The following is a 26,878-nucleotide window of genomic DNA, read 5'->3' on the forward strand; positions in this document are numbered from 1 at the left end:
TCGTTATATGCTAGAAATCAATAATAAAAATGAATGCAGGGAAATTATGTTTAAAAAATCACTCATTGCGTGCACCTTGCTCGCCACGCTCAGTGCATGTAACCAAACAACTCAACAAGTTGATCAGCCGCAAACTAACCAAGTTATCTCGGACTTTAAAACCTATTCAGCAGAAACTTTTTTTGATACCACAAATATTCAAGGCAGCGCGTTTCGCCCTGATGCACAGAAAATCTTGGTCACTTCTGACGAATCGGGAATATATAACCTCTATGAAGTTGACGTCAAAACCGGTGAAAGAGCACAAATAACAGATGCCACCGATTCAACCTACCCTATCGGATATTTTCCAAATGACCCCCGCATCTTATTCACACGAGACAACGGTGGCAATGAGCGCTTTCATGTTTTTGTCCGTGACGAAAATGGTCACGTCAAAGATCTCACGCCAGGAGAAAAAGTGAGAGCAGGTTTTGTTGGTTTTACTAAAGATAACAACGCCTTTTACGTGTTAAGCAATCAGCGTGACGAGCGCTTTATGGATCTATATCGCTTTGATGCTGCCACCTACGAAAGTGAACTTATTTATAAAAATGACAAGAATTTAAATGTCCAACAGGTGAGTGAAACCGATCGTTACCTTGCACTTATCAATGCACAAGGTAATAAAGATAGCGATCTCTTCTTACTCGACTTACATAACCCCGACGCCCCACTCGTTGAGATTTCAAACGTGGCGCACGAGGCAAACTTTTCCGCTTCAGCATTTTCTAAAGATGACAAATATTTATACTATGGCACCGATGCCCATGGTGAATTTTATCAAAATTGGCGCTATGAAATCGCGACGGGTAAACACACGCCGTACATAGAAAAAAACTGGGACGTGAGGTTCTTATATTTCTCCGATTCCAACCGCTATCGTGTTGTAGGGGTAAACGAAGACTCTAGCGTAAAAGTCACGATCACCGATCTTAAAACAGGCAAGGACATCAAACTCCCTAAGCTCCCTGCAGGTAGTATCAACAGCGTTAACTTCTCCGATGATGAAAAGCTGATGGCTTTTTATTTAAATTCGGACACCTCGCCAAATAACTTGTACGTATGGCGTGTTGGCAGTGATGAAGTTAAGCAGTTGACCTCGACCTTAAGCGAAAAAATCAATACCGACCATTTGGTCGAGAGCACCATCGCTCGCTTTAATAGTTTTGATGGTTTAGAGGTGCCAGGCGTACTCTACAAGCCAAAGCTCGCTAGTTCGACAAATAAAGTGCCCGCGCTCGTATTTGTTCACGGAGGTCCCGGAGGCCAAAGCATGACTGGTTATAGTGCACTTACTCAGCATTTGGTCAATCAAGGGTATGCGATTTTCGCCGTAAACAACCGAGGCAGCTCTGGTTATGGTAAAACCTTCTTCCACTTAGACGACAAACGTCATGGTGAGGATGATTTACAAGACATCGTTTGGAGTAAAAAATATCTACAACAGCTAGACTGGGTCGATGCTGATCGTATCGGCATAATGGGCGGGAGCTACGGTGGCTATATGACTGCAGCGGCCCTGGCATTTGAGCCTGAAGAGTTCAAATTAGGGATCAACATCTTTGGTGTGACTAACTGGGTAAGAACCCTTGAGTCTATTCCACCATGGTGGGAAGCGTATAGGAAGTCTCTTTATGATGAGTTAGGCGATCCAGCTACCGATAAAGAGCGTTTGCATCGTATCTCACCACTTTTCCATGCCAAAAATATCACTAAACCACTAATGGTGGTGCAAGGTGCAAACGATCCTCGTGTACTTCAAGTAGAGAGTGATGAATTGGTCGAAGCCGTTCGCTCAAACAATGTGCCTGTCAAATACGTGTTATTTGACGATGAAGGGCATGGATTCTCTAAAAAGGAAAACCGTATTGAGGCCTCTCAAGCCTATCTCGACTTTCTTAAAAAGCACCTTTAACAAATAGGCTGCCGGATCCGAGTATCTAGCTTCAGGTTATTTAGCTCGGATCCGAGCTAGGTAACCTGAGGTTTGGATAAGGAATGTTCCAACTCATTGTTTCTAAAGAACAACTTAGTTTTTCCTTTTCTAGCCAGAGAGTTTTAGGGAAAACAAGGCGAATTCAGCACGCGCTAAGCTCGGCAACTATCCAATCCCGAAACGCCTTTAATTTAGGCCACTCAAAGTGACGCTCAGGTGCGACCAAGAAATAGCGATATTCACACAACCATGCAAAGTCGGGGTAGATTTCTAACTGGCCAAGCTCTAAAGATTGATTCACTAAACGTCGACGTAACAAAGAAAACCCCTGCCCAGCCACCGTTGCCTGCTGCACCAATGCCGCATTATCAATTTTAAGATTACTGAATGTATGACCACTTAAACCCAGTTGCTTGTTTAGCTCAAGCCATGCATGTTCATTATCTCGACCTTCGTCATAGATAAAATTGAGCTTTGATAGCTGCTCTCGCAGCGGTTTGTTTGGGTCAATTAATCCAGGGCGGTAGGCAAGAACTAACTCATCCTCCGCGATGAGTTCGCTTTTCAGTCCTGGATAGTTACCAAATCCAAAACGGATCCCAATATCGATATCGTCGTGGTTAAAATCGGCGAGCTGCTCGGTTGGATCAATACGCAGCTGGAAGTCTGGCAATGCTTTGTTGAAGCTCGCCAATCTAGGCAAAAGCCAACAAGTAGCAAATGAAGGCAAAACCGACAGGTTAATGGTGTTTGGGTTAGGATCTGACTTTAACGTCGATAGACCCATTTCCATTTGCCCAAAGGCCTTGTGTAAGTAAGGCAACAAGTCTTGTCCTTGCTGAGTTAGTAATACCTTTCTTGTTTGTCGTTCAAATAACATACAACCAAGCTGTTGCTCAAGGGTTCTTATTTGTTGACTCACGGCAGCTTGTGTCACAAATAAGGCTTCCGCCGCCTGCTTAAAACTGCCTAATTCCGCCGCCGTTTTAAAATACCAAAGTCCTTTGAGTGGAGGTGATTTCATTCGCCATCTTACTTAATTAAAACTTAACTATAGGTCAGAATTTCTAGTTTGTCAGTTTTATGAATGCACACAATACTTAGCAGTGAAATCAGAGACGGAAGGAGTCTTTATCATGAAATATGCAATTATTCTTGCATTTCCTCTAGCAGCACTCGCATCAACATCCGAGCAGGTACAAACTGAAAAAGTATTTACCGATGCAGGATACCCCTATAAAAACTTAATCATGAAGGCCGAAAAAGTGGAGCTTGTTTATTCAGAAGAGCGAAACAAAACGACCTGTCGAGTTAAAGTCTATAGCGGTGATGTACTTCATGAAGGGGAGCCTATGGAGATATCGGCTAAAACATTTTCAACCGATCCCGTCAAGGGCTGTCTTGCCCGACAAAACGCCAAACACATTTTAAGTTTGCTTTAATATAAGCTAACCCGAAATCAGAATAACAACTTGTGCGCTAGCAGTTGTTATTCTTCGGTTAGTTTCAGTTAAGCAACCTGATTGATAAGTTGCTGCCGCTTGAACCAAAAAGGCGCGTCACACCAACGTTTTTCCTTATTATAAAACTGTTGCTTTAGCGCTAAATACTGATCAAACTGATCCGCCAAGTCTTGTTGATATACTTTGCTGCTATGCATGAATGCATGAGATGTTTTGGTATTGCCGATAATGGCTGCCGCTTGGCACCCCGATGTCATGGCAAACCCTAATCCCATAGAAGAAATAGGGTCAAACGCACAAGCCGCATCCCCCACAGGTAAATAATTTTTGAGATGAGCAAAACTACTAAAATGACTCCCGGCAGGTCGGATCCATAGGTTTTCGTCGACCATCTTTGCATCCACTACCCGCCGTGACATATATTTACTGCTACCTAAGTGCGCTTGCCACTGTGCCAAACGGTTTAAGCGCTGCTTTGAGAGTAATTCAAAATCACTGAAATACGTTACAACTAACATATCGTTAGAAAGCGCCGCACTATACCACCAGCCAAATTCATCACTTTCAATTAGTTGAAGTTGCTCAAGCGCTCCCCGCTTTACTTTAAAGAAGGCACCAACCCCTGTTAGTCTGTCATATTGCTGAACAGCCGCTCCTAGAGATTTGCCAATAGACGAATTACGCCCTGACGCATCAACTAGATACTTGCAAACAATGGTAAACTGACCATAGTCAGGATGACTCACCACCACTGAGTAACAACCGTCTTGTAACTGAGTAATTGCTTTGCTTTTAGTGCGCGGGAATACCGTACCACCGCGCTGGATAGTGCTTTCGAGCAAGGTTAGATCAAATATCTCGCGATTAATTTGATAGGTTGCTCTGTCTGGTGCAAAAATCGCGTGACGATTAGCGGATTGCTCACTTCCCCAAAATGCACTATTACCTTGAGTTGGAGTAAAACAGTGCGGACCGAAATCCGCTCTGTCTATCTGCAAATAGTCCAATACCGAAAACACACTTGCAGATACACTTTCGCCAATTCTTAATTTTTGTAAATCAGACTGCTCGATTAAAATGACTGATAGGTCTGTGTGATTGAGCAAGTTTAATGCGGTGCTAGCCCCGGCAGGGCCAGCACCAATTACTAGCACATCACATTCGTGAGTACCATTCATATCCATTACCGTCTTGTTCGAGTACCGCTGCGAGGCACTTTTTTCGCAGCTCGTTTTTGCGTAATTGGCTTCGCCATTTTTTCTTCAAGCCCTTTTAATATTGCTTTGGCCTTAGAACACCCGCAAGACAGGTGATCTTTAAGGTCATCAGGAATATAAAACACCGGAATATCGGTTCCGTCGTCTTGGCAATTCCCAGTAATATCAGAGACAGGCACATCCTTATACGCAAACAGTTGGTGATTACGTTCGATTTCCGTAAAGTAAGGGAAATTCGGTTCATCACTATTTTGATTGCGGATAAAACCAAGTGCAGACCAATGCTCAACCATTTGCACAAAACTATTGATACCACGTGCATAGTTGACTTGCTGGCCTGCTGGCAGATGGGTAAGTGATTGATCATCAAATTGATTCGTCAATACATCCCAAGGGCTTTGTGGTGGCCACCAGTAACTATAGTAAGTTGGGGCAGCTGGCACCATTTGCGGATCGTCTTCCGTGCCAACGTTCACTTTATTCACCGTTGGCTCGGTAAAGTTCACATTTTGAATGGTACAATTGAAAAAGTCTGCTTGCCACGGGCATGCCATGCGCTTGGTTAAATCTCCAGGCTGACATCCACCGCCTTCGCACTCATCACGCTCAGCATCCAAACCGCTCGGAAAGCCATTACCCATGCTTTGATCTTTGATGATATAAGGCGCCGCGTACACTGCTGGATTTTGTAAACTCCACGTTACCTCAATCCCTGGACACATAGGTAAGCCAACGCAATTACCCACGCTACCTTGATCCGCATAAAATACGCCAAACTCATCGACTGCGCTCTGTGGCGCTGAAGGTTTAGCACTTGAAAAGTTACCAGCGGCCCACTGACTCAGTAAGAAGTATTGAGTCTGCGTTAACGTCAGAAACTTATCGACAATATTGTCTTCAGCGTTGCTCACCGAGTTACTACCAGAATTCATTGGCATCAGTGGTAAATTACCCTCAATACCATACTCGAAGAGTTGCTGATTGGTTTGCTCGTTTGGCGGAGTTTGCTGCACTGTGGCTGGGTCAACTGGCTGCCTAAAGTACTTAAAGTAAGCCTGACGATTGGCTTTGTTATCTTCAGAATTGTCTTTAAAATCAAAAATATTGGAAACAAATGCCGACATAGATTGGACATTTGATACCCACTGATAACGGCTAATACGCTGGATAATCGGCTCAATATCTTGGTAATAATTTGCCTGATAAGAAGACTGATATTCACCATTGCTGTATAGCTCAGGACATAAGTTTTGTTCACGCACCGCAACGTCAAACATAGTATCACTGAGGTTGGAGATATTAACGATTTCCGGTGCAAAATCCGGAGAGCCAACAATTACCCAAGCAGAGAGTTGCAAAGTTTTACCATCGTCAAACGTAACCGTGCAATACACAGTCCCGTCCGCAATATCATCATGCCATGTGTCCGCACCACCGTAAGATTCAAGAGGCAGGTTACCACCCGCATTCCCTTTACCGCCAAGTACCACTAGGCGGCCTTCGTTATCGGTTAAAATATCTCCGAGCGACTTTATTTCAGTGCCTTGGCACGGTTTGGGAGGGAAACTAACCGGATATCCTACAGGCGCACTGGCGGCGTCAAATTCAGCTTTTGCATTTGCGCCAGATATCGTTCTTGGACCTGGATCAATAATTAAGCTTCGGCGATCCGTTGCATCCGCATTACGCCAAGGCGTGTTGCGATTGCTATAACTATTATCTTGACCATAGAGTAAGTTGCCTTGTAATTCATTAAACTCATACCATGCCGCCTTTTTATTCGCGACGTGTACGGTCCAACTAATTGATTTAACGTTATCGCTCGATAACGTTAGCTCATTGTTATTTTCGTCAATGATTTTAAAGGGTTGGCCCTGTCTGCGGATCCGGCCTTCTGCATCTTTAAACTGACTGACAGGGCTGTCTATCTTATTGCCCCATTCATCGGATTCAAATGGTAAACCGCCTATTTTGTCTGGTGCTAAATAAAACTGACCATCGCTATTACCGAGTCTTGCGACACCGACAGAGGGGTGAAGTGAATAGTTCATATTTATATCCTTTAGATATAGTAACCACGGCACAAAACAACACACTTGTTAACAAAAAACACTTAAGTGTGCGCTAACTTTCGCTTAAATTGAGTCCCAGCTAAGTAGAGTAACTGTAGCACCAGCAAGAAAATGTGCATATTTCACTTCATTACAGAACATACAACATGAACAAAACAATATACAACCACATGATATTAAATGAAAAATATTTCCATTATTTTTAAACCATGTAAGAACCTAACGCTCAAAAAACAAATCAGGTGATTAGAAAACTTATTCGTTACAAACAAAAATCAATTGAAACATTTGTTTCACAAACTATAATCCTTGTCCCTCAGTTGAGTAAAAACATTATTTTTTGCTTTTAGTTTTCAAGGAGTAGATATGAAAATAAAGCCTCTCACATTTGCACTAGGACTTGCATTAAGCAGCACAGTTCAAGCGTTCACCCAATTTGGTGGACAAGGGATCATGCCCATGGGACATGAATGGTTAACCCGCACCGCAGCACTTGAAGTGCTGGATGCCGAACATATTATCGAACCAGATCCCAACGACCCCAGACACGCTTGGCGCTATGGTCTGGCAAAGAACATCGCGCTACATACCGCACAAGATGAAATTACTCGACTTCAGTCCCAGTTAAACAATAACCCACTCTATGAACCAAGATACGACAGTGTGAATTCCGCCATTGTCGGTGAGCGTTGGGTTGATATTGCTGGATTTAACGTCACCAACGCCAGTACCGATCCTACCGGTCCAAACTGTTTTAGCGCAGTCTCGCAAGAACCGGCTGACATTCAGCTAGATCACTTTATGCGCCGCTATGATGATATTGCAGGCCAAGGTGGTGTAGATGCTGCTTATCGCGCGCAACAACGCTTTGTTCAACATTTTATTGATGCAGCCATGGCTGAGGAAAAGCGCCTCAAAGTATGGGATGGTGGTGGCCACGCCGCACTTGCGGAAGTAGATCATAATTACTTCTTGTTTGGCCGTGCCGTTCACCTATTTCAAGACTCATTTAGTCCAGAACATACGGTAAGGCTCCCACAAGATAACTACGAAAAGGTTTGGCAAGTAAAAGCTTATCTTTGCTCAGAGGGTGCCGAGCAGCATTCGCACGACACCAAAGATGTGCTTAACTTCACCAGTGGCGATGTAATTTGGCAGGCGAATACACGCTTAGAGTCTGGCTGGCAGTCTTATCGTATTAGTAGCATGAAACCGGTTGCGATTGTCGCGCTGGAGGCCAGTAAAGATCTCTGGGCTGCGTTTATTCGCACAATGGCAACACCAAAGGCACAAAGACGTAGCGTAGCCGAGCAAGAAGCACAGCAACTAGTACAAAACTGGTTGTCGTTTGACGAGGCCGCAATGCTGGCTTGGTATGAGGACGAGAGTAAACGTGACCATACTTATGTACTGGCCCCTAATGAGCCAGGAAAAGGGAAGTCACTTGAAGCCTGTATGGCAGAGCTAAATGTAGGCACAACTAGCCAAGCCGAGCGTGTTGCACAGCTAGATGCAGAGCGAAACCAATGTCTTTTTAATATTGAAGCCGAACCTGGTTTTGAAGATCTTAACGACCCACACTTAGATATTCCCTACAACTGGCGCTGGAAATCTCTAACCTGGCAAACGCCACCAAGCGGCTGGACATATCCGCAGTTAAGTGCAGATACGGGCACACAAATCACGATAAAGTCGTCAGTAAATAACCAGTATTTAGCAGCACAGACCCTGAGCAATAACACCCGAATTACCTTTAGCCCAACTAAGCCTCTCGATTTAATTCAGGTAACCAATACTGAGGGTCAGCACTATTTTAGAGCCACTCATGCCCCTTCACTCTTTTTAAGTTACAGCAGCAAAAGCGCAGGCTACCTCAAACTCGTAGACTCCCCTAAACAAGCACTCTACTCGTTGATCTATCAAGGTGGTGTGTGGAATATCAAAAATCAATTTTGGCAGCAATATATTTGGTTTAACCAAGCGCAAAACCAACCTGAGTTAAATCGCCATGGCGAGCCGGACCAGTTATCCGCTAAGTGGATGATTGAGCCTTTTTAAAACGATTTGACCCACACTAAGCTTGATACCAATGCATCAACAGTCTTATTCAACCTAGATATAAGTACTCTTGACGCATTGGTTTATCATATTAAGGTCTGTTGCTATTTCAAGCTTATTGCATCAGTTTACTTGGCTGTTGCGCCTCGTTAATCTATCTCAGTATGACGATAAAATATTGAAAATAAAGAATTCATCTTATCGTTCTTTGCAGCTCAATCTTTGCGTCTAGCCTACTCAGTCACTTTGTCGGCTACGAGTAAAATTTGTCTCTCATAGTCTTCTAAGCCAAAGGTAGACGCTAAACTTCCACCATTTAAGTCCATATACATCACCCCAGCTTCAGACGCTAAAGGCGTAGCTGACCAAACATATGCATACCCGCCTTCAGCTTCAGCGATAGCAAAAATATTAGGAAAAACCGTTTGGTTTACTGCAGGGTTAACACAGGCAACTTCACGGATTGAGTTAAGCTCCTTGATATTAGGCAAACGCCAATTCTTAATACCCGCGTATTGATAAATTGCATGACCTGGAGAAGTCCGGATCTTTTCTGCTGTTTTAAGGGCATCTTGCCAGTACATAGCGGTTGGCATTCCATCACAACTTGAAGTTTGTGCATTAAAAGTTTGCCCAATACTACAGCGCATCCAAGTAAGCTGTGTTGCTCTATCAGTTACTGTACCATCTTTATTATCGATAAAACCTACGCTAGGTGAAGAGCGCTCGATAGTTTGTGAACACGCTTGCTCAATAGCCTGTACAGTAAAGCACATTGATAAAGACAAAGTGACTAATAAATATCTCATTTTTCTGCTCCTAAAGTTACAAGCCTCACAGGTAATACACTTGGATATTCGCATTCTTGTGCACTATCACAGTATTCATAAGAAGTCGTTGCACCAATATAACCACCGTTAAACCCAAGCGCCCACATGTGAGGGGCATAGTACATAGAAGTGTGCCATTCTATCGATGGCGTTGCTGTCCATATGTCTCCGGCATGTGTTTCTGGGAAGTAATTAACGTCTATTCCAAGTAAAACATCGCCGTCATTCTTATCTGTACTCGCAAAGTGCACTAAGCTATACAGCTCGTTGAATTTAGGTAACTTCCAGCCAGAGTGCCCACACAACCCGACACCGTTGTTTAGATTGTTTATGTAACTTTCATATTGCGATACTGTGCATACACCTTCTGCATTATCACAACTGGCTTCAGCCACTTCAGCAGGAAAAATCGATTCGCGGTCGCTAGGTTTAAATGCAAACAACGTGTCTTTGTGGCGAATACCTGCGTTTGCATCTTTTACTTCCCAAATTAGCCCTGTTTGTAAGTCTTTTACACAGCTCCATTGTTCAGCATCAGCTGCAAGCATTTCACCTGTACCACTGAGTTTTACATAACTAAAACCCGCAGCACCATCCGCATCATTATTTTGTGTAAGGTCAAGGCCATAATCTGCGTCTTGACCTGGAAAGTCCGCAACAGAAGCGGTATTGTAAAAGCCATCTAGGTTAGCGAATGCAGTGACCCCAGTGTCAGTCATAGGGAACCCTACGGACCAGTTTAATGCATTCGCAACAAAACTATCTAGCTGATTAAAATGACTATTGTTTTTTATCGCGGTAATAATATCTGCAAGTTGAATCGCAAAGCCTGCAAGAATAGCCCCCTTATTTTCACTTTGTTGTTGCGCAGCCTGCCACAATTTTACAAATTCAGTATTGAAGTTTGCTAAGTCTGCGCTTTGCGCTGTCAATAAAGTATCCGCTGACAAAGACAGTGATAAGCCATCGTTAAGTGTAGAAACAACAGCCTCAATTGCTCGCTCTCTACTTATGCCTTGTATCATATTCGCGTAAACCAGAGTCGTTGCAGGTGTCATTACGATACTAGCGTCATTCGCAACTGCAGCTGGCGCACTGAGTATCATCACATTGCCTTCTGTCACAATGTAGCTCTGGTTAAGAATTGCAACATCTTCACTTGTTAATGTTGCGGTTCCATCTGTAATTGAAGTTTGCACCTCGACACTGTCACACACTAAGTTTTCGTTGCTATCTGCGCATAAAGTACCGGTTACTGCGTTATCAACGCTGATCGAAACCGAATAACTAATTGGGTCTACCGTTGTCTCATTTTCAGTATTTGCTTTAGTGTCACCACTCCCCCCACCGCAGGCACTGAGACCTACAACCGAAAGCGCAAGCGCAAGCGGTTTCAATTTAAATGTCATGTTTACTCCTAGTGTGTATTTTGAGTCGCCTAAGCCCAATTAAAATTAAACCAATATTTAGCCAATACAGGCTGCCACTCGTGTTGTCATTTATTTTTTCTAGATGATTATCTTGGTCATCTGTATGTTCTTTATCGTCGGATGCAGAATGACAGTGATAATCGGTAACTTGTGAAAGCTGCCAAGCTTTAAGCGTAGGCGTATTAATTAGTTCGGAGAAATCAGGCTTGTGGTCTACAATCTGAAGCTGCCACTGGCCGTTGAAGGATTGGCCTTCAAGTGGCGAGAAATCTACGTTTGCAACATCAGAAGGCAGACTAAATTCAAATTTTGAATGTGGGTAGTAGCTTTGATCCCAAATGACTACGGCAACACCCGCAGGGCTAATTAACTTTATACTTACTTGGCTCAAGTCATTGTGTTCAAGCTGTAATTCAAATTTAAGGTCATCACTAACCTGCAGAGATTGCTGCTCTACATCAAGGTAAAAGTTGGTGATCCCCTTACTGTGCACAACTCCACTAGGTTCTCCGGTTGCGTCTTTAAGTATGCCTCCCTCACCTTTTACAACAAATAGATTTGGCTGGCCTAAGGTAACTTCTAGTTGCTGTAGGCTTTGATTCAATACTGGGATCCCTGTCGAATACTTCTCCAATACCGGAACAAAAGCACTCATCCCACAACTCAATTCAAACGCATCATCGAAGGTGATGGAAAAAGTGTGTGTTATCGAATCTCCAGCCTTAATATCGCCAACCTGTTGAGTTGCGATTTTTATTGTTGAGTCCTCAGTTGACGCGAACTGGACATCTTTAAGCGAGTAAGGGCTGATATTTTTGATATTCACGACCACAGAGGGATCTGAAGTGAGAGTATCAATGACCTTGGCTTGTTCAATTACCAATAATTTTGGCAACAAGTTATGATGACTAAAATGCCGTTGTAAAATGTCGGCATAGTGTTCATTGGGGTACAGGCGCTTTGCCATATCGAGTGTAGACAGCGCTAAATTGGGCATAGTGATCCCCGCCCCTAGGCCAAACATAGCTTCAATAACAATCTTCTCCATGTCATTCATGCCTTTCACACCATAATGCGCTTCAGCTTCTTTGAAGGATTGAAATAATGGTGTGGACCAAAGCTGATCACCTAGGGAACCTGCAACATGAATATGGGCTGGGTAGTGATAATTTGGATTATACCTAGCTTTACTATCATTTAACGTTCTTGGTCTACGTTGTCCAAAACGAGCATCCCAGTTAAACATAACATCCGGCTCAAACTCGTAGCCTTGCGGATCTCGGTAACTATGACTTGCGGCGAGAAAATCGGCATACCCTTCCCCAATTGCACCGCTATCCGCACCGTCGTCATAGGGATTGATGAAGTTAGTAATACTGTGTCCATATTCATGCCATATTACATCAGCATCCTGCGCGTCAGCATGCCCCCCAACTCCTAATAAAATCCGTTTTTGGTGAAATGAATATGCCGACTGGTCATTATAAGAACCTTGTGCATCTATGGTGATCGGCGCATAGTGGATCAACTTATCGCCAGTAAAACCCAATTCCTGCAAATGACGCTGAGCAGAATCGACGTGAAAATAGGCCATTTGTTGTAAAAAGCTGGCAGAACTATGATGATTTTTTGCTACACCAGCTACAGGCAACATTTCCACAACTTCGTGTGGTTCTGCAAAGTCAGTTACTCGAGCATAAGGCCCCGTCAGTGCTAGCTGGTTGCCAATTAGCGTTAAATCTTTAAGCTCAACAAGTCTAAATGCTGCATCCGCAAATTCAGTCTGCGGTGTAAACTGTCGCTCAATGTCTTCACTCATTAAGCTCGTTTTTGGGTCTGGATCAAATAACCATGACTGCTTGATTCGACCTGAGTATTCAGGCTCAACTTCACTTCGGTAGGCAGGAATAGCGCCGCGTTGACCAAGAATTTTAGTGGCATCAGCATCAATAAAATAATGCTGAGTAACGACTTCACCTTGCAAGGTTTCACTTACTAATACGTTCCAAACAAATCTTAAACCTTGCTGCTCAAGCCACCACCCTCGCTTAATTTCTTCTATCGAAAAATGGTCAACTTGTTTATCAATTAATGCACCAACCTGCTCAATAGAAGGAGCAACAGAGACCGTGCCTTCATCCACGTTTAACGTCGAAAAACGAGAAACATACAATCGAAATGCTAGTCCTTGTTGATCCGTTGCAACACTATCCACGATATTAAATATTGGCAAAGCGTCATAAGTAGGCATAAAGCTATAATAATTACCAAACTGACCTTTACGACGGTAAGAAAATTGATATTTTCTTGCTAACTTGGTTTCAAGTAACTGTTCAGCTTGTTGTGAGTTTATAGCACGACCAGTAACAAACTGAAGCTCTGCCGCGGTCGCACCTAGGTGCCACAGTAGCAATAGTAATAATGTTTTTTTCAAGATGGTCACCCTTTAAAATTTATACTGGATAGATGCTCTAAAGTTTCTACCTGGTTGTGAATAGTCGAAGTCGGAATTGGATTGACCAGCAACATCTTGATATCGGGTATAATGCTTATCTAGCACATTGTTTATCGCGGTATTGAATTTCCAATTTTTTGATAGTGTGTAACTCACTGATAAATCTAGGCTGTGCCAACTTCCTGTTGACTGACAAGGTATTTCTACATTTAAAAATGGGTCTTGGCACGTAGGTAAGTCAGTCATCTGGCTTTGTCCATACCATTGCAGGTTGATTAAAAAGTCACTGAACTCATAATTGGCATAAAACGTATATTCAAGCGGAATAAGATTTCTTAGGTATTCTTGCTTGTCTTTATTCTTTCCGTTCATCCAGCCAATATTTGCGCCAAACATTAGTGACTCTAATTGATAAGTTACCTCGGCTTCTGCACCGAACGTATACGCTTCATCGATATTGACAAACTGGCGCTCCATTACTCCATCGTTTAATCTTAAACGGATGTTCACCCAATCGATAAAATCGTCGTAGCGGGTGTAATAAATACTGCTGGCAAAATGCAATTTATCAATTGTTTGCGAAAACCCTAGTTCCAAGCTATCACTGCTTTCTGCTCTCAACTGAGTATTGGCAACAATTTCAAACGGAGGAAAGGCAAATAAATGAGGAATATTGCCATATACTTTATCGTATGGTGCAGCTCGGTAGCCCTGTGCATATGCTCCGTAAGCATTAAAACCATAACTATTTTCATATCTGATTTGTGCGCTAGCTGTGACTTCATTTGAACTCGTGTCTTCGTCACCTTCAGCAGATAGTGCATTATGGTCGTAACGCAAACCAATTAACGCCCTAAAATTACTATTAATCTGCCAATCGTCACCAACGTAAGCACCAAGTATCACTGTTTTTGCTGCATTAAACGGTGCGTCAATCGTCACTTTCCGCGTACCATTCTCAATCACGGTATCGACTTTAGGACGCTCATGCTCAACCTGTTCTGCACTAATGCCATACATCAGTTCATGATTGCCAAAAGACTTAGCAAAATCTAATACGCCACCAAAACTGGTCTGAGAAAAACGGTCTTCCGAAAGCAGTTGCCTATATCGAGTCTGAACCTCAAAAAATTGACGGCTGATTAGTTGCTCAGTATCGTTTTCGTGCTGTGTTTTGCGCCAGAACATTTGTCCAAGCGCATCATCAAAGATGAGAGATGAATTCACAGATTGCCATTTAACGCTGTGGCTATGAGTTTGTTGGAGTTCACGTTGTTTTTGAGATTCAACCTGCCACGCACCGTCATGTTGGGGCACGGTTTCCGGTTTGATTTTGTTTTCTGTCTGCTGTGTCAACCAGCTAAAATCATATGTAAAAAGGCCCAAACCTGATTCGTACTGACTACTAAATTTTGCGCTTTGACCTTTAACGTCTAGCGGAGCGCGTGACTCGGGAAAGTTTTGCTGCTCTTCAGCACGCCAGTCACTGACTTTTAGTAAAACAGGTAACCCAAGAAATCCAGTTGCACCAGTGAGTGTGTTTTTAACCTCCGAGTTGGTACCGTTGTACAAGCTCTTAATTGCTAAATAGTTATCTTCACTTCTTAGATAATCACTTGCTTGTTTGGTATTCACTTTAACCACACCAGCTAGTGCACCAGCCCCAAAAAATGTTGAGGCTGGTCCCTTTGCCACTTCAATAGATTTGACGTCTTCCAAATCAAAATTAAATCGCCCAACCAGATCGTTGATGTCACTTGCGCCATAACCGTCCGCAGCTCTACTACCATTTTGCAACACCAGTACGCGATTACCTGACATACCGCGAATGGTAATATTTTGAGGACGACCGCTATAACCTGTGATCGCCACACCTGGCTCCGTTTTAAACAAATCGCTCAACTGTGTTGCTACAAGCTGTTCAATATCATCATCACTTAGTACAGCCGCACTACCGGAAAGCTCTAACAAAGATTTTTCAGCTTTGTTTGCAACAATTTCTATTACTTCAATGGATTTAGAGTCCGCGTTGGCTGCATAACCGGGGAAGATAATTACTGAAGAAACAAAAGGAACAATAAAGCGAATCATTTTTACTTACACTCAAAATAACGAGATTGCGAATGATAATGATTTTTATTATTTTATCAACTATAAAATATAACTAATTTTTATAGCTCTAGTAATAAACTTTCGGAATAGAATGTAAGAGCGAGGAATAGCATTTACAACATATTGTTTTTAATAGAATTTAAAATTTATTTTGTTTTTACAGTTTTTTACATTTGAGAATAACTCACATTTATTAGCCCACAAGGCCAATCAAAACAAGTAAGTTTATTGCAAATAGGTAAAGTACAGTGAGAACACAACAAGCCTATCTCGACTTGCTGTGGTTCTACTGGTGTTTACAAATATTGCCTTATTTGTAGCGCTATCAAGTGTATGTTTTAGAAGTCAACATAGGTCGAACCAAGGGCTGCAGCATACCCGCAAAGAAAATTCCTGCCAGTAGCCACCACAAGGTATAATCAGTTTCAACTTCTTTGCCTTGAGCGACTTGTTCTAACTTTTGACCAGTCACTTGCTCCATATTGGCTTTACTTGCTGTCATATCAACGTTAGGCACAGCTTGCCCAGGCATCAAAGGTACTAAACCAAACCCCGCATTTTGTTGTTCAACATACTCAGTGAACTTTTTATTATCGGTCACTACATCATGTTGATTTGCAATTTCGGTGTAGGTATCTAGCATCTTTTTCAATGTCTCAGGAGAGGCTTTCCAATACCCTTTTCTAACCGCTTCAAGCATACGCTCAAGGATCTGTGCTAATGCTTCGGCATTATGCTGCTCAAAGAACTCTCGCATCTTCATGTCATACTTATCATCAACATACACGTCAAAGAACTCTTGCCATTGATCGTCCCTGACCGCTTCGGGTGTCATCACTTCCCAACCCCACATGTTGTTCATTCGATCAAGTATTGCCGTTGCCCCAGCATACCCCGCATCTTGCATTGCCTGTATCCAGCGAGGATGGAAATACCGACTGCGCATTTCATTGCTCACAAACTGATCTAATGTTTGGGTTTTCTCATGTCCTTTTCGACGTAAGTTCGCTACATACATCTTTGGAGTTTTACCGTCCAGACTGCGAACGGCTAAACCAATTCCACCAAAGTATTGAAATGGATCATCATTAGTCATCAAAGCATATAGATTAGTCGAACGAGAAAATACAACGCCATCTGTACCCGATAACACCTTGGCATAGAGTCCTGTTTCTGAAAGATTCTCACTCCAGCGAGATTCATCTTTGCCATAACCGAACCCCATCCGGTCTAAGTAAAGATTCGCAAGCTTACTGTCATCGTCCCACGTATCTGAAGCAAGGCTCATTCCCGCCAAGCCAGTACCGTAAGCACCTGTTTCATTCGAAAAGATCCGCACCGATGAAAGGTAATCAGCATCATCCTCAGATTTTCCTTCCTCTATAAGCTGCTGTTTTAAATTGCTAGCGTGGCGATAAACAAAGTTGTTTTCTTCTTTCATCTTCGCCACTTTATCAATGGCTTCAGCCAACCACAGCATTACGTTAGGAAATGCGTCGCGATAAAGACCTGTTGCCGATATCACCACATCAATTCGCGGACGCCCCAATTCAGAATATGGGATCACTTCCGTACCAATAATATTACCCTGTGGGTTCCATTTAGGCTTTATACCCATCGCGTGTAGAATTTGTGCTTCTAACGCCCCTTGATGGCGCATAGTCTCTAGGGACCAAAGAGAAAATGCGAGCTTTTGAGGATATCGCCCATGTTTTGCCTGATAATCAGCAACAGTTTGCTCTAGCATGTTAACTCCTGCTTCATAGGCTTCTTTTGATGGTACTTTTGCGGGATTAAAACCAAGCAGATTACGACCTGTGGGCACAGCTGCAGGATTGCGAATAGGATCACCACCGTGACTTACAGGTATGTATTGTCCTGATAATCCATTCAGTAAGCCCTCTAGTTCAGCGATTTGATGGAAGTTATCCCAATAGGTCTTTGCTAAGTCAATTGGTCCTTTAAGGGTGTCAGGTAACTCTAGTTGTTGTTGCCCACCCAACACGCTCTGCAATAACTGAAAACCCTCAAGTGCTTCAAGCTTTACAACGTTACGCTCATCAATTTGTTGCTCTTTTGCGAAAGCTAAACCATGCTCACGTTCATACTCACCCGCAAGGTGAGTAAAGTCGTCCCCAAGCATTTGTAAGATTGTGCTGTATAGATGCGCCTCTTCCGGTAGTTCGCCAAAAATATGGATCCCTAAAGGTTGGCTCATCTGCGCTAAGGTATTAAGATGATCTTGCAACTTACTAATATGTGCATCGAACGCTTGAGATAAAGCCTTTTCGTCAAGTCCTAAGTCTTTCAGCATATTCAACTTAGTTGCGAGGGTAATGATTTCTGCCCGTGTATTCTCACGCGTCAAGCCTTCAGCAAGCATCAGATAATTTGTAATAAGCTCACTAAGTTCAGCAACATCCGTATAAAGCCCTGCTTTGGCAAACCCTGGAGTAAGATGACTTATCATAGTCGCTCGGCCTCGACGCTTAGCTTGCATCGCTTCACCAACATTATCAATAATATATGGATAGAACACCGGAATGTTCCCAATTGCCAAATTCGGCGCATCATACACAGATAATCCGCGCTCTTTACCACTTAACCACTCTTGTGAGCCGTGCGTGCCTAAGTGAATTACCGCGTCCGCACCAAACGTCTCTCTAGCATACAAATACATTGCCAAATAACCATGGTTAATAACGGACTTTGTGCTGTGATAGGCTGCTGAATGCTCTTTTGCGTTACTGCCGCGAACCCCTTGAGGCAAAATTATCATGTTGCCTAAGTCCATCCGTGGAATAACAAACATAGGTTCACCATTGTGTTCACGCACCATGGTACTTTCGCTTGGCTTGCCAAATTTTTCCACAATTGGCGCTGTAACGTGTTGTGGCAAAGAGTCAAACCAACGCTGATAAGTGGATAAAGGCATATAATCAGCAAGACCAACATCAACCAGTGCTTCAGCATCTTCTCCACGATAATAAGGACGTAAAAGTTTGCCAGCTTGCTCAATAATTTGCTCTGGATGAGCCTGCTTCACATCGTAACCCTTGGCTTTCATTGCATCGGCAATATTCACAATTGAGCTTGGAACATCTAAAAATGCAGCACCTATATTTTTTTCTCCGGGAGGGTAATTCCAGATAAATGTAGCGACTTTTTTCTCACGATTTTTAATATGCGCTAAATTCGCGTGATTAAATGCCCGCTCAACCAGCGCATCAAGCTGCGCCTGCATTACCACCTTCACACCTTTATCATTCGCAGCGATGATGCTCGGATCTACACTCCCTGTATCCTCAGGCATTACTAAGAAAAATGGCGTTAACGAAGGAGAAATGCCAGCATGATCTTGGTTAAAAGCAGCTTCATCACCTTCGGTGTAATTCATTGCATGAATAACTGGCACCCCAATTTGAGCAAACTCAGCACGACGCTTTTCTACGTAGTGAAGTGAGCGGTAATTAATGAGCAAATCAACTCTCGCCCCATTCTCATCCGTTAATAGCTCAGGGTAAGTCAATGACTCGTCATTACCTTCAAAGAAAAAGGCGAGCGCCTTTGCTCCTTTCTTTTGTAATCCATGGATTAAGGCATCCACGACTTGCTGTTGCTCGTAGTCAATTACAGAGCGGTGAATAGCAATCGCGATAACCGGCTGATTGTCTTCAACATCCAACCAGTTAAAGAATTCGCTTTGATTAGCTGTAACGCTAGATTTAAAATCAGGATGATATAGACCTACATTTGGCACTACCTTTACCGGCTCTGGCGCTTCACTCGATAACCCAAATACCTTAGTCGATATGTACAACATCATGTTACGGTAGTTTTGGCTACCTGCATTATTGTAGTATGCGCCCAATGTTGTATGCTGCGACGGGGATAACCCTTGATTCATTTTCATGTTTTCAAGATCCCCTAAAGAGATCACTGGAACCTCTGGATAATCTGTCAAATATGATGTGTAATCTGCAAACATATACTGTGACAGCATAGGATTAATACCATCCAGTAAAATCAACTTAGCACTTTGCCAAGCGGCTCGGATCTCATCTTCTGATTTGCCACGAGTGCTAAAGTTAGTCAGTTTAAAAGGCTGATCTTCGGCCAGCGAGAGCAATAACTCTCCTTTTGATTTAGAAGCATGTCCTGACATCATAATCAACACTTCAGGCTGTTGCTGTGCAAAACTTTGGAAAGAAGACAAAGCTAAAATGAGCAGCGCGAATAGTCGGGTCATCTGTTTGTCTCCTTCGCATTGTTTTCAGTTTTCTTTTCATTCTCTGGAATATAGACAAAACTACCGTCTGCCATTTTATATGCGACCCCGGCTCTCATGCCTTCTCCAGAGCCTATTTCTCCATTAGATTTATATTGCTTAATTTCCTTGCCTTCTTTCACGATCACTTCCATGTTGGGTTCACCGGCGTTTTTTACCACAGTGACATTTTCTGATGTAAATGGACTGAGTGGATTTTGCGCAATAGAAATCAGTAACGCCGCGATAATCACCAAAAAAACATCAACCAAATTTACGGCACTCACAATAGGGTTTAATTCTTCGTCTTCATCTAAAAAGCGCATGGAAATTATTCCCCTCTCAGTTTTCGAATGTTGATCAACTCCTGAGCGCACCAACGTTTCTTAACCGAAGCGGGCCAAAAAGTAAGTGTAGAAATAACAAGTCCCCATATTACCGCAGCAAACGCAATAATTAAGTTTTCGCTGATCCCCTGAATGTTACCGTCTGCGAGCGCCTTTAACGCCGGCCCCATTGGGATCATTGTCGCGATAAGACCTAGCATTGGAGCAACCCGCGTAACAATTCGAAGCGTTTCGAGCTGCTTTAACGCAAACACCTCTAACTCATCTTCAGATGCGCTTGGATTCGCAATAAAATAGTTATGAACATGAAAGCCGTTGTAGCTTTGTAACGACTTATTATCTATTCCACGTTGGTATGACAAACGACTTTTCCTACGAATTAAAAATTCGGATACAAAGCGTCCAAGTGCAAAAAATGCGTAAACAAAAAGTACTGATATTACAATAATAACTGGCGTCATTAGCAGCTCAGATACATTGGCCATTAGCATTTCTATTGCTTGTATATTCACAATAATTCCCCTCTATAAATTATCGCGACAATGTACTTGAAAATGTAATAACTTACAACAACACAAATAGAAATTATTATTATTTAGATTGATCTTTTTAATAATGGAGGTATGATCTTCGCAAATTTTAGTAGCAGCTCAGCAATAAAATATTCATAGGAATCTCATCATGCGCTTTGCAAAAACACACTATTTGCGACTACTTATCGCCTCAATTATTGCTTCTGGATCAACGGTTGCGTTAGCCGATAACGCGGTTTCCGCAGATGATTTAGAAGTTATCGTTGTTAGTGGATCTCGTAGTGAGAAGCCACTTAAAGACGTAGCAGCTAGTATCTCCGTAATGTCTAGCCAAGACATCGAAGAACAAGTAATCACCGATGTAAATCAGCTTTTTCAGTATGATCCAAGTATAAAGATTACGGGTCGTATAGGTGGTGCACAAAATATTCAGGTTCGAGCTATGGGCGGCGATAGAGTATTGATCATAAAAGACGGTATGCGCATGAATGAAGGCTATGGCGCGGATGGACTCAACGATATAGTGGGCCGAGGTTTTATTGATACTGATACGATAAAACAAGTTGAAGTTGCGAAAGGAGCCAGCTCATCTCTCTATGGTTCCGATGCGTTGGGGGGTATTGTGGTATTTACCACCAAAGATGCCAGTGATTATCTTAGCGACAATGAGCATCTTGGCGCACGTGTAAGGATAGGCTATAGCGACCTCAGTGAACAAACTAATCTAAGTGCAACGCTAGCAGGCCAGCATGGCAATTTTGACCACTTACTGAGCCTAACAGCCAGAGATGGTAAAGAGGAACAAAATAAGCACAACACCCGCGCTCCCTTTGATATAGACTCTCAAAGCTTACTTTACAAATTAAAATACAACTTCAACGACAAAGATTATGTCAATGTTTCTGCTGATCTGTGGCGCCAAGATGTAAGTGGCGACCTTGCCGATGGTCTATTGGCATATTTCCGTGGTCTAGCTAAATATGGCTACAACATCGCGACGGAAAGTACAGAGACCGAAAAGCACACAGATTCGTTCCGCCTGAGTTATCACAACGATACAGGCAATAGCGTTTGGGACACAGCACAGTTTAATTTGTATTACACAAACAGTGTTCAAGACGATCAAGAGTACGCTTTACTCGATATTAACGCGCCTATGTTTGGTGTTATCGAAAAACGCGACATGTGGAAAACCGGTACTTATGAGCAAACTACGTATGGTTTTATTTCTCACGCGAGTAAAGCACTCGATAAGCAACATACTCTTGGTTACGGTGTTGATATAGAAACCACTGAGAGCCTACGCACAGTGCGTGAATACCGAGAAGTGGAAGGCGAAGTCACCAAAGATGACATTACTAATAAATTCCCGAAAAATGATACACTTCGCGCTGGCCTATTCATCAATGACGAAATAAAGCTACTAGATGACAAACTTATAATTACACCAGGCCTACGTTTCGATTATTACAACATGGACCCAAGCGGTACCTTAAAGACTGACGGTACAAAATTTGCGAAAATAGACGATCAACATTTATCGTTTAATTTAGGTGGTTTGTATTATCTAAACAACATGCTTTCTGTTTTTGCTCAGTACGGCCAAGGGTTCAAAGTACCGCCTTATGATCTAGCCTATATTGAACACTACAATCAGGCTTCTGCAGAATATTTATATGAAATCTTACCAGCAGAGGATTTAAGTCCAGAAGAAAGTGACACCTTGGAACTCGGATTACGTGGCCATATCGGTGACTTTACTATTTCAACTGCACTGTTCCACAATAAGTTTGACAACTTCTTGTCCACAGAGCTTATAAGCCGTGACACCATATTGGATGATGAAGGAAACTTTGCCTATAACCATGACAAATTCCAATACCAGAACATTGATTCAGTTACGATCAAAGGAGCTGAGTTCTCCACCACTTACTATGCTACCGATACATTGTCTGTTTCATTTAGCGCAACATATCAAGATGGTAAAAATGATGAGACAGATGAATATATCAGTTCCATTAATCCGCTGTCAGGGAACCTAGGCTTCAAGTATCAAAATGATATGGTGAGTTCAGATCTTATCCTTAATTTTGCTAAAAAAATGACCAAAGTGAACACTGGTAAATACCAAACTCCTGGATACGGCACGATTGACTGGTTAGCACAAGTTAAATTGGGTGATAATACTGCCGTAAATTTAGCTATCCGTAATCTATTTGATAAAACTTACTACCAACACGGCAATCTTGCAGGCCACGGTATGACAGAAAGCCTAGATGGACTTGAAAGTGCGGGACGAAGCTTTGCAGCCTCTATCCGATATGACTTCTAATACTAATTCGCTTAATTAAGTGAACTATTTCGAGGCGAGAAAACCTTGTCGATAACCCCGGTGAAGGTCAACTTCACCGGTGAACAGTTCTTAGCTTTGCATCTCTACTTGCTTAATTTATCCAAAGTCCGCTATGATTTTTTACGCAGCCAAAAGAGGCTTCCTTCAACGCTTAACCAGGCTTTTTTGCCACCACAATCTATATAACTTAAGACTTCTTCTTTTGAACCCAATGTGTAGCCATATATCTCTTTTTGCTTAGTCTTCTCTTGACCTGTAAGCATCTTGATAAAGTGCTTATTGTACCCTTTGATTGTCGCTTTTAGCTCATTTAAGGCTTTGCTCTCGCCATCCTGCGCAAAACGCATCAACGCCTCTGCAGATAGCATAAAAATACTCTCTTCTTCATATTCATCAAGGCAAGCTTGCAGTTTATCCCACTGCTTTAAGATAACTAAACCGTTCACATACAGGTATCGACAGGCCTGATTATCGTTTGGATTAAGTCGCAGCAGCACGTCTAGTTCATCAACTGCCTCTTGTACTCTGTCTGCCCAAAAGTAAATCCACGCTTTATGGTAACGAATAAACATATAAGGTCTGGTTTCGTGGATAAGCCAAAAATCACCTTGATTTTCCTCAATATAATCAGGCGTAATAAAGTCTTGTTCTTCATTATGAATAAACTGGTCAAGTAAAGGGATTGAATCGATGTGAGTCAATTTGAGTAAGTTCTCAATCAGTGAGTTTCTTATTTCTTCTTGTTCTTCATCAAAATCTTCTTCAAATTCAAACGTTCCGAACTCGTTGTCTAATTCAGGATCCCAAATTAAAGTATCCCCTAACTCCATAATCGCGCCTGCCAAATAACGCTTTACGTCATGAGCCTCTCGCTCAAAAGGCACCATAGGCTCAGCGTTTGAAAATGCCGCCTTTGCTGCATCTATGCTAGTAAATCCGGTGAGCTGTTGTTGTAATTCACTTACCGCACCTTTCTGCTCTAGTGATAAGTTCTCAAAAGATACTTTATCCAAAGCTTTGAGCAGACCAAGGCAAAAGCTCGGTAACGGAGCCCCTTCTACTAATGATGCTGCAAAGTCTTGCTTAGAGAGCGCACACTCTTTTGGCAACTTATAAGTTTTTCCATCCAAGCTTGAAACGCACTGCTCATGCAAATCCATTAAGGCCTCTAATTGAGCACGGTAAATAGCCGTGTAATCACCAAAGAGCTCAGGCAACCACTCGTGTATTTCAGCAATATCATTAATGGCTACTTTGCCAATCAAATAGCCTTCAACAAAATAATAATCCGGTTGATGCTGAGTATCATTAGAAAAGGCATTAACAGCTTTGCGTAACGCACTTGGAGTCATATAGAACATTCCTTTAATAATTGGGTAGGTAGGGGCAGCTTTACGCAGCGAACTCTACAAAAAACATCGCGGAATAAATCCGCTCCTACCATACTAGATCCCACTGGTAAAAACCACTTCACGCAGGTGGGGTCGCTTTACGCAGCGAACTCTACATAAAACATTGCGGAGCCAATCCGCTCCCACCACACTAGCCACCACTGATAGGAGCCGCGTCACGCGGCGATCTCTTCATAAAACATCGCGGAATAAATCCGCTCCCACCACACTAGCCACCACTGATAGGAGCCGCTTCACGCGGCGATCTCTTCATAAAACATCGAGGAATAAATCCGCATTCACCACACTCCCCCCGTTGGGGGGAGCCGCTTTACGCGGCGATCTTTGCGTCAAACTCAGGATCACAACCTTTGCGGTTCTACTGGGCTCTGTATAAAGGCGGCGAATCTATCAACTATGTTTGGATAATGCACACGTAACAGAGCTTGTGACTCACGGTTACTCAAAGCACGACATCGCTCAGTTTGCTCTTGCAGCATCAACTTTTTCAAACTCAGTCTCCCAGTCGTGGTAGACATCAAAAAATGGATGGCCGCCCAACTACTTTTATACATCAGCTCAGAGTTGTAAGACTTCCACTTGGATTCTGCATTGATAAGCTCATAAGGCGATAACACTCGCCCTGTAATATAACCGCGATGTAATCTAGCTTGATTTGGTGCAACAGTGCCAACCTGCATCGTCACTTTTACGGTTTGAAAATAGCCTGCAAGTCCCTCATTTAACCAACGCGGCGTATATCCAATCACAGCCTGATTAATAGCGTGCACCGCTTCATGAACGGCGGTTTGCATCGTCGCATGATGATTTCTCTGCTCGACCAAAGCAAGGTTGTATCTACCCAAGTAGAGACCAACATTACCCTTTGGATTGCCACCATAGGATTTAATCACTCGCTCATATTCGTGCCGATTAGGTAGCACCTTGATCCTGAGCGTCACCTTTTGCATCGCCTCCAAGCCAACAATACTGGTATACCCTCTAAATACGGCATTCAATTTAGCGCTCAAGGTGTTTTTAAACTTTTCCGTGATATTTGGACCGGAGATATTGAGGTCAAAGAAATCAAGAGCACGATTACGCTCTGGCTGATAATGCTTAGCCGCAGAACTCGGTTTTTTATCCGAGTAATTCGTAATGCCTCTTTCATCAACCCAAGTGTATATCCCATTCTCAACTCGGTATTTGATTCCCTCAGCTTGCTGAGAAACACAGCGACCAAACTGTCTTAAACTCGTTTGATGGTCATAGGTATCCCCGTTTGGTGACTGAATTGAACTTGGTTGTTTGAACTTTTGCTCTGAAACCACAGGCGCATTATTTAATTCAGTTTTTTGGTTGCTTAGCATATTGGTTATTTGAGGCTGTATCTGAGTAAACCAAAACTCACGGCCATCAAAAAAGAGAAACAACAACACAGAAAACACAACTAAACAGGCCTTAAAAATAGCCTCCTTCCACTCGCTCCAAGCGCCCTTCATTCCTTGACCCTCAATCCTATTTTTTATTGAAATATCGTGATAGTGAGAATAACCAAGCTAGACTTCCGCAGTTAGAAGCCGCTTTACGCGACGATCTCTTGCACTCCATTACAGAGAACCAATCCCTCACACAACCTTTCGACGCTGCCAAACCCAGCAAAGCGCCAAAGCAAATACACCGCTTGCATAGGTCACATACAAAGGCACTGAGGTGTCGGCATCCTCAGCATACATAAACACACTCGACATCACCCAAGCTGCAACTGCACCAATCAACAGCCATACCGCCGCAGAATACAGCTTATAAACCGGCGCACTCACATAACCCGACAACACTACGCAAGCTGCTGCTACACCGCCTATCACCGGCTTCTTCCACCAGCCCGCATACTCCGCCAACATCCCAGCCAAGGTTGCTGACACGACAAAAGTCACGACGACGATTATGATAGACAGTAAAAATTTAAGGGCTTGGTTCATACTCTACCTTTCTAATTTGGTTCGCTAGGTAACTTGGAGACTAGACAATAATAAGGTAACTGACACAATGTATGAAATAAATTCGGTGATGGTAGAAAGACACAAAACTTTTATATGTTCGAAACTACTGTCTACAAAAGCTGCGATTAATTCAACCTCTCTATCTGTAAAAGTGTCAGGCTCTCGCCATTTCTTATATTAGGTTAATTCTCCTATTCCCACACTTTTGGCAAAAAACTGGTTTGTTAATCTATTCTCTAAGATAAACTTCGGTCTAGCCAGTTAAATCTGTGCTCCCATAGAATGGAAGTTCTAATCGAAGTGTGGAATGTACGCAAAGTCTAAATCGCATACAGGAACAAGCAAGCGGTGAGAAAGGTAGCTCTACGA

At 42.8% G+C, this 26,878-nt stretch carries 17 protein-coding genes; 4 read left to right on the plus strand and 13 right to left on the minus strand.

The annotated features are described in order from the left end of the window. Positions 1 to 46: 46 nt before the first annotated feature. Entirely contained in the window at positions 47 to 1,957 is a 1,911-nt protein-coding gene (locus MHN30_RS14045) for a S9 family peptidase (RefSeq protein WP_239360081.1), read from the plus strand. Between the two features lie 163 nt (positions 1,958 to 2,120). Here MHN30_RS14045 and MHN30_RS14050 read toward each other — a convergent pair whose 3' ends face one another. Further along, on the minus strand, positions 2,121 to 3,002 hold the full coding sequence (locus tag MHN30_RS14050) for a LysR substrate-binding domain-containing protein (RefSeq protein ID WP_130165281.1): 882 nt from the start codon (positions 3,000 to 3,002) through the stop codon (positions 2,121 to 2,123). Positions 3,003 to 3,114: 112 nt separating this feature from the next. Between MHN30_RS14050 and MHN30_RS14055 the strand changes: the two genes are divergently transcribed. Then, positions 3,115 to 3,420 carry a hypothetical protein gene (locus MHN30_RS14055; RefSeq protein ID WP_130165280.1) on the plus strand — a complete coding sequence of 102 codons (306 nt, stop codon included), beginning with the start codon at positions 3,115 to 3,117 and terminating at the stop codon, positions 3,418 to 3,420. A gap of 68 nt (positions 3,421 to 3,488) precedes the next feature. Here the strand turns inward: MHN30_RS14055 and lodB are convergent, their stop codons facing one another. Both lodB and lodA read right to left on the minus strand, forming a co-directional pair. Beyond that, a complete protein-coding gene (gene lodB, locus MHN30_RS14060; protein WP_239360083.1) occupies positions 3,489 to 4,619 on the minus strand; it encodes a lysine-epsilon-oxidase maturase LodB in 1,131 nt (376 codons plus the stop codon). Positions 4,620 to 4,624: 5 nt separating this feature from the next. After that, positions 4,625 to 6,709 (minus strand): CTQ-dependent lysine 6-oxidase LodA, encoded by a 2,085-nt coding sequence (gene lodA / locus MHN30_RS14065; RefSeq protein WP_130165278.1) that lies wholly within the window; start codon positions 6,707 to 6,709, stop codon positions 4,625 to 4,627. A gap of 387 nt (positions 6,710 to 7,096) precedes the next feature. Between lodA and MHN30_RS14070 the strand changes: the two genes are divergently transcribed. Continuing rightward, positions 7,097 to 8,788 (plus strand): hemolysin D, encoded by a 1,692-nt coding sequence (locus MHN30_RS14070; protein ID WP_239360084.1) that lies wholly within the window; start codon positions 7,097 to 7,099, stop codon positions 8,786 to 8,788. Between the two features lie 233 nt (positions 8,789 to 9,021). Here the strand turns inward: MHN30_RS14070 and MHN30_RS14075 are convergent, their stop codons facing one another. From MHN30_RS14075 to MHN30_RS14105, 7 genes are all read right to left on the minus strand, one after another. Continuing rightward, positions 9,022 to 9,597 (minus strand): DUF1566 domain-containing protein, encoded by a 576-nt coding sequence (locus MHN30_RS14075; protein WP_010607462.1) that lies wholly within the window; start codon positions 9,595 to 9,597, stop codon positions 9,022 to 9,024. After that, the gene (locus MHN30_RS14080) at positions 9,594 to 11,027 is read right to left on the minus strand and encodes a DUF1566 domain-containing protein (protein WP_130165276.1); all 1,434 of its coding nucleotides are present in this window, start codon (positions 11,025 to 11,027) and stop codon (positions 9,594 to 9,596) included. The genes MHN30_RS14075 and MHN30_RS14080 overlap by 4 nt, the downstream gene beginning before the upstream one ends. After that, positions 11,017 to 13,482, minus strand: coding sequence for a proprotein convertase P-domain-containing protein (locus tag MHN30_RS14085; protein WP_239360085.1), 2,466 nt, complete (start codon positions 13,480 to 13,482; stop codon positions 11,017 to 11,019). The genes MHN30_RS14080 and MHN30_RS14085 overlap by 11 nt, the downstream gene beginning before the upstream one ends. Positions 13,483 to 13,494: 12 nt before the next feature. Continuing rightward, on the minus strand, positions 13,495 to 15,594 hold the full coding sequence (locus MHN30_RS14090) for a TonB-dependent receptor (protein WP_239360086.1): 2,100 nt from the start codon (positions 15,592 to 15,594) through the stop codon (positions 13,495 to 13,497). 346 nt (positions 15,595 to 15,940) lie between these two features. Beyond that, on the minus strand, positions 15,941 to 19,864 hold the full coding sequence (cobN, locus tag MHN30_RS14095; protein ID WP_239360087.1) for a cobaltochelatase subunit CobN: 3,924 nt from the start codon (positions 19,862 to 19,864) through the stop codon (positions 15,941 to 15,943). Beyond that, positions 19,861 to 20,208 carry a DUF2149 domain-containing protein gene (locus tag MHN30_RS14100; protein WP_010607457.1) on the minus strand — a complete coding sequence of 116 codons (348 nt, stop codon included), beginning with the start codon at positions 20,206 to 20,208 and terminating at the stop codon, positions 19,861 to 19,863. Before MHN30_RS14100 ends, cobN begins: the two co-directional genes overlap by 4 nt. 5 nt (positions 20,209 to 20,213) lie before the next feature. Continuing rightward, the gene (locus MHN30_RS14105) at positions 20,214 to 20,741 is read right to left on the minus strand and encodes a MotA/TolQ/ExbB proton channel family protein (protein ID WP_130165272.1); all 528 of its coding nucleotides are present in this window, start codon (positions 20,739 to 20,741) and stop codon (positions 20,214 to 20,216) included. A 169-nt stretch (positions 20,742 to 20,910) separates the two neighbouring features. Between MHN30_RS14105 and MHN30_RS14110 the strand changes: the two genes are divergently transcribed. After that, positions 20,911 to 23,094 carry a TonB-dependent hemoglobin/transferrin/lactoferrin family receptor gene (locus MHN30_RS14110; RefSeq protein WP_130165271.1) on the plus strand — a complete coding sequence of 728 codons (2,184 nt, stop codon included), beginning with the start codon at positions 20,911 to 20,913 and terminating at the stop codon, positions 23,092 to 23,094. Between the two features lie 131 nt (positions 23,095 to 23,225). Here the strand turns inward: MHN30_RS14110 and MHN30_RS14115 are convergent, their stop codons facing one another. The 3 genes from MHN30_RS14115 to MHN30_RS14125 form a co-directional block, all read right to left on the minus strand. Beyond that, the gene (locus tag MHN30_RS14115) at positions 23,226 to 24,467 is read right to left on the minus strand and encodes a UPF0149 family protein (protein ID WP_130165270.1); all 1,242 of its coding nucleotides are present in this window, start codon (positions 24,465 to 24,467) and stop codon (positions 23,226 to 23,228) included. A gap of 401 nt (positions 24,468 to 24,868) precedes the next feature. After that, positions 24,869 to 26,008: a DUF1570 domain-containing protein gene (locus MHN30_RS14120; protein ID WP_130166013.1), complete on the minus strand. Its 1,140-nt coding sequence runs from the start codon at positions 26,006 to 26,008 to the stop codon at positions 24,869 to 24,871. Positions 26,009 to 26,134: 126 nt separating this feature from the next. Further along, positions 26,135 to 26,488, minus strand: a complete 354-nt coding sequence (locus MHN30_RS14125; protein WP_130166012.1) for a hypothetical protein — start codon at positions 26,486 to 26,488, stop codon at positions 26,135 to 26,137. Between the last annotated feature and the right edge of the window lie 390 nt (positions 26,489 to 26,878).

The sequence above is a fragment of the Pseudoalteromonas sp. OF7H-1 genome, assembly GCF_022347825.1.
GTDB classification, from domain to species: Bacteria; Pseudomonadota; Gammaproteobacteria; order Enterobacterales; family Alteromonadaceae; genus Pseudoalteromonas; species Pseudoalteromonas maricaloris.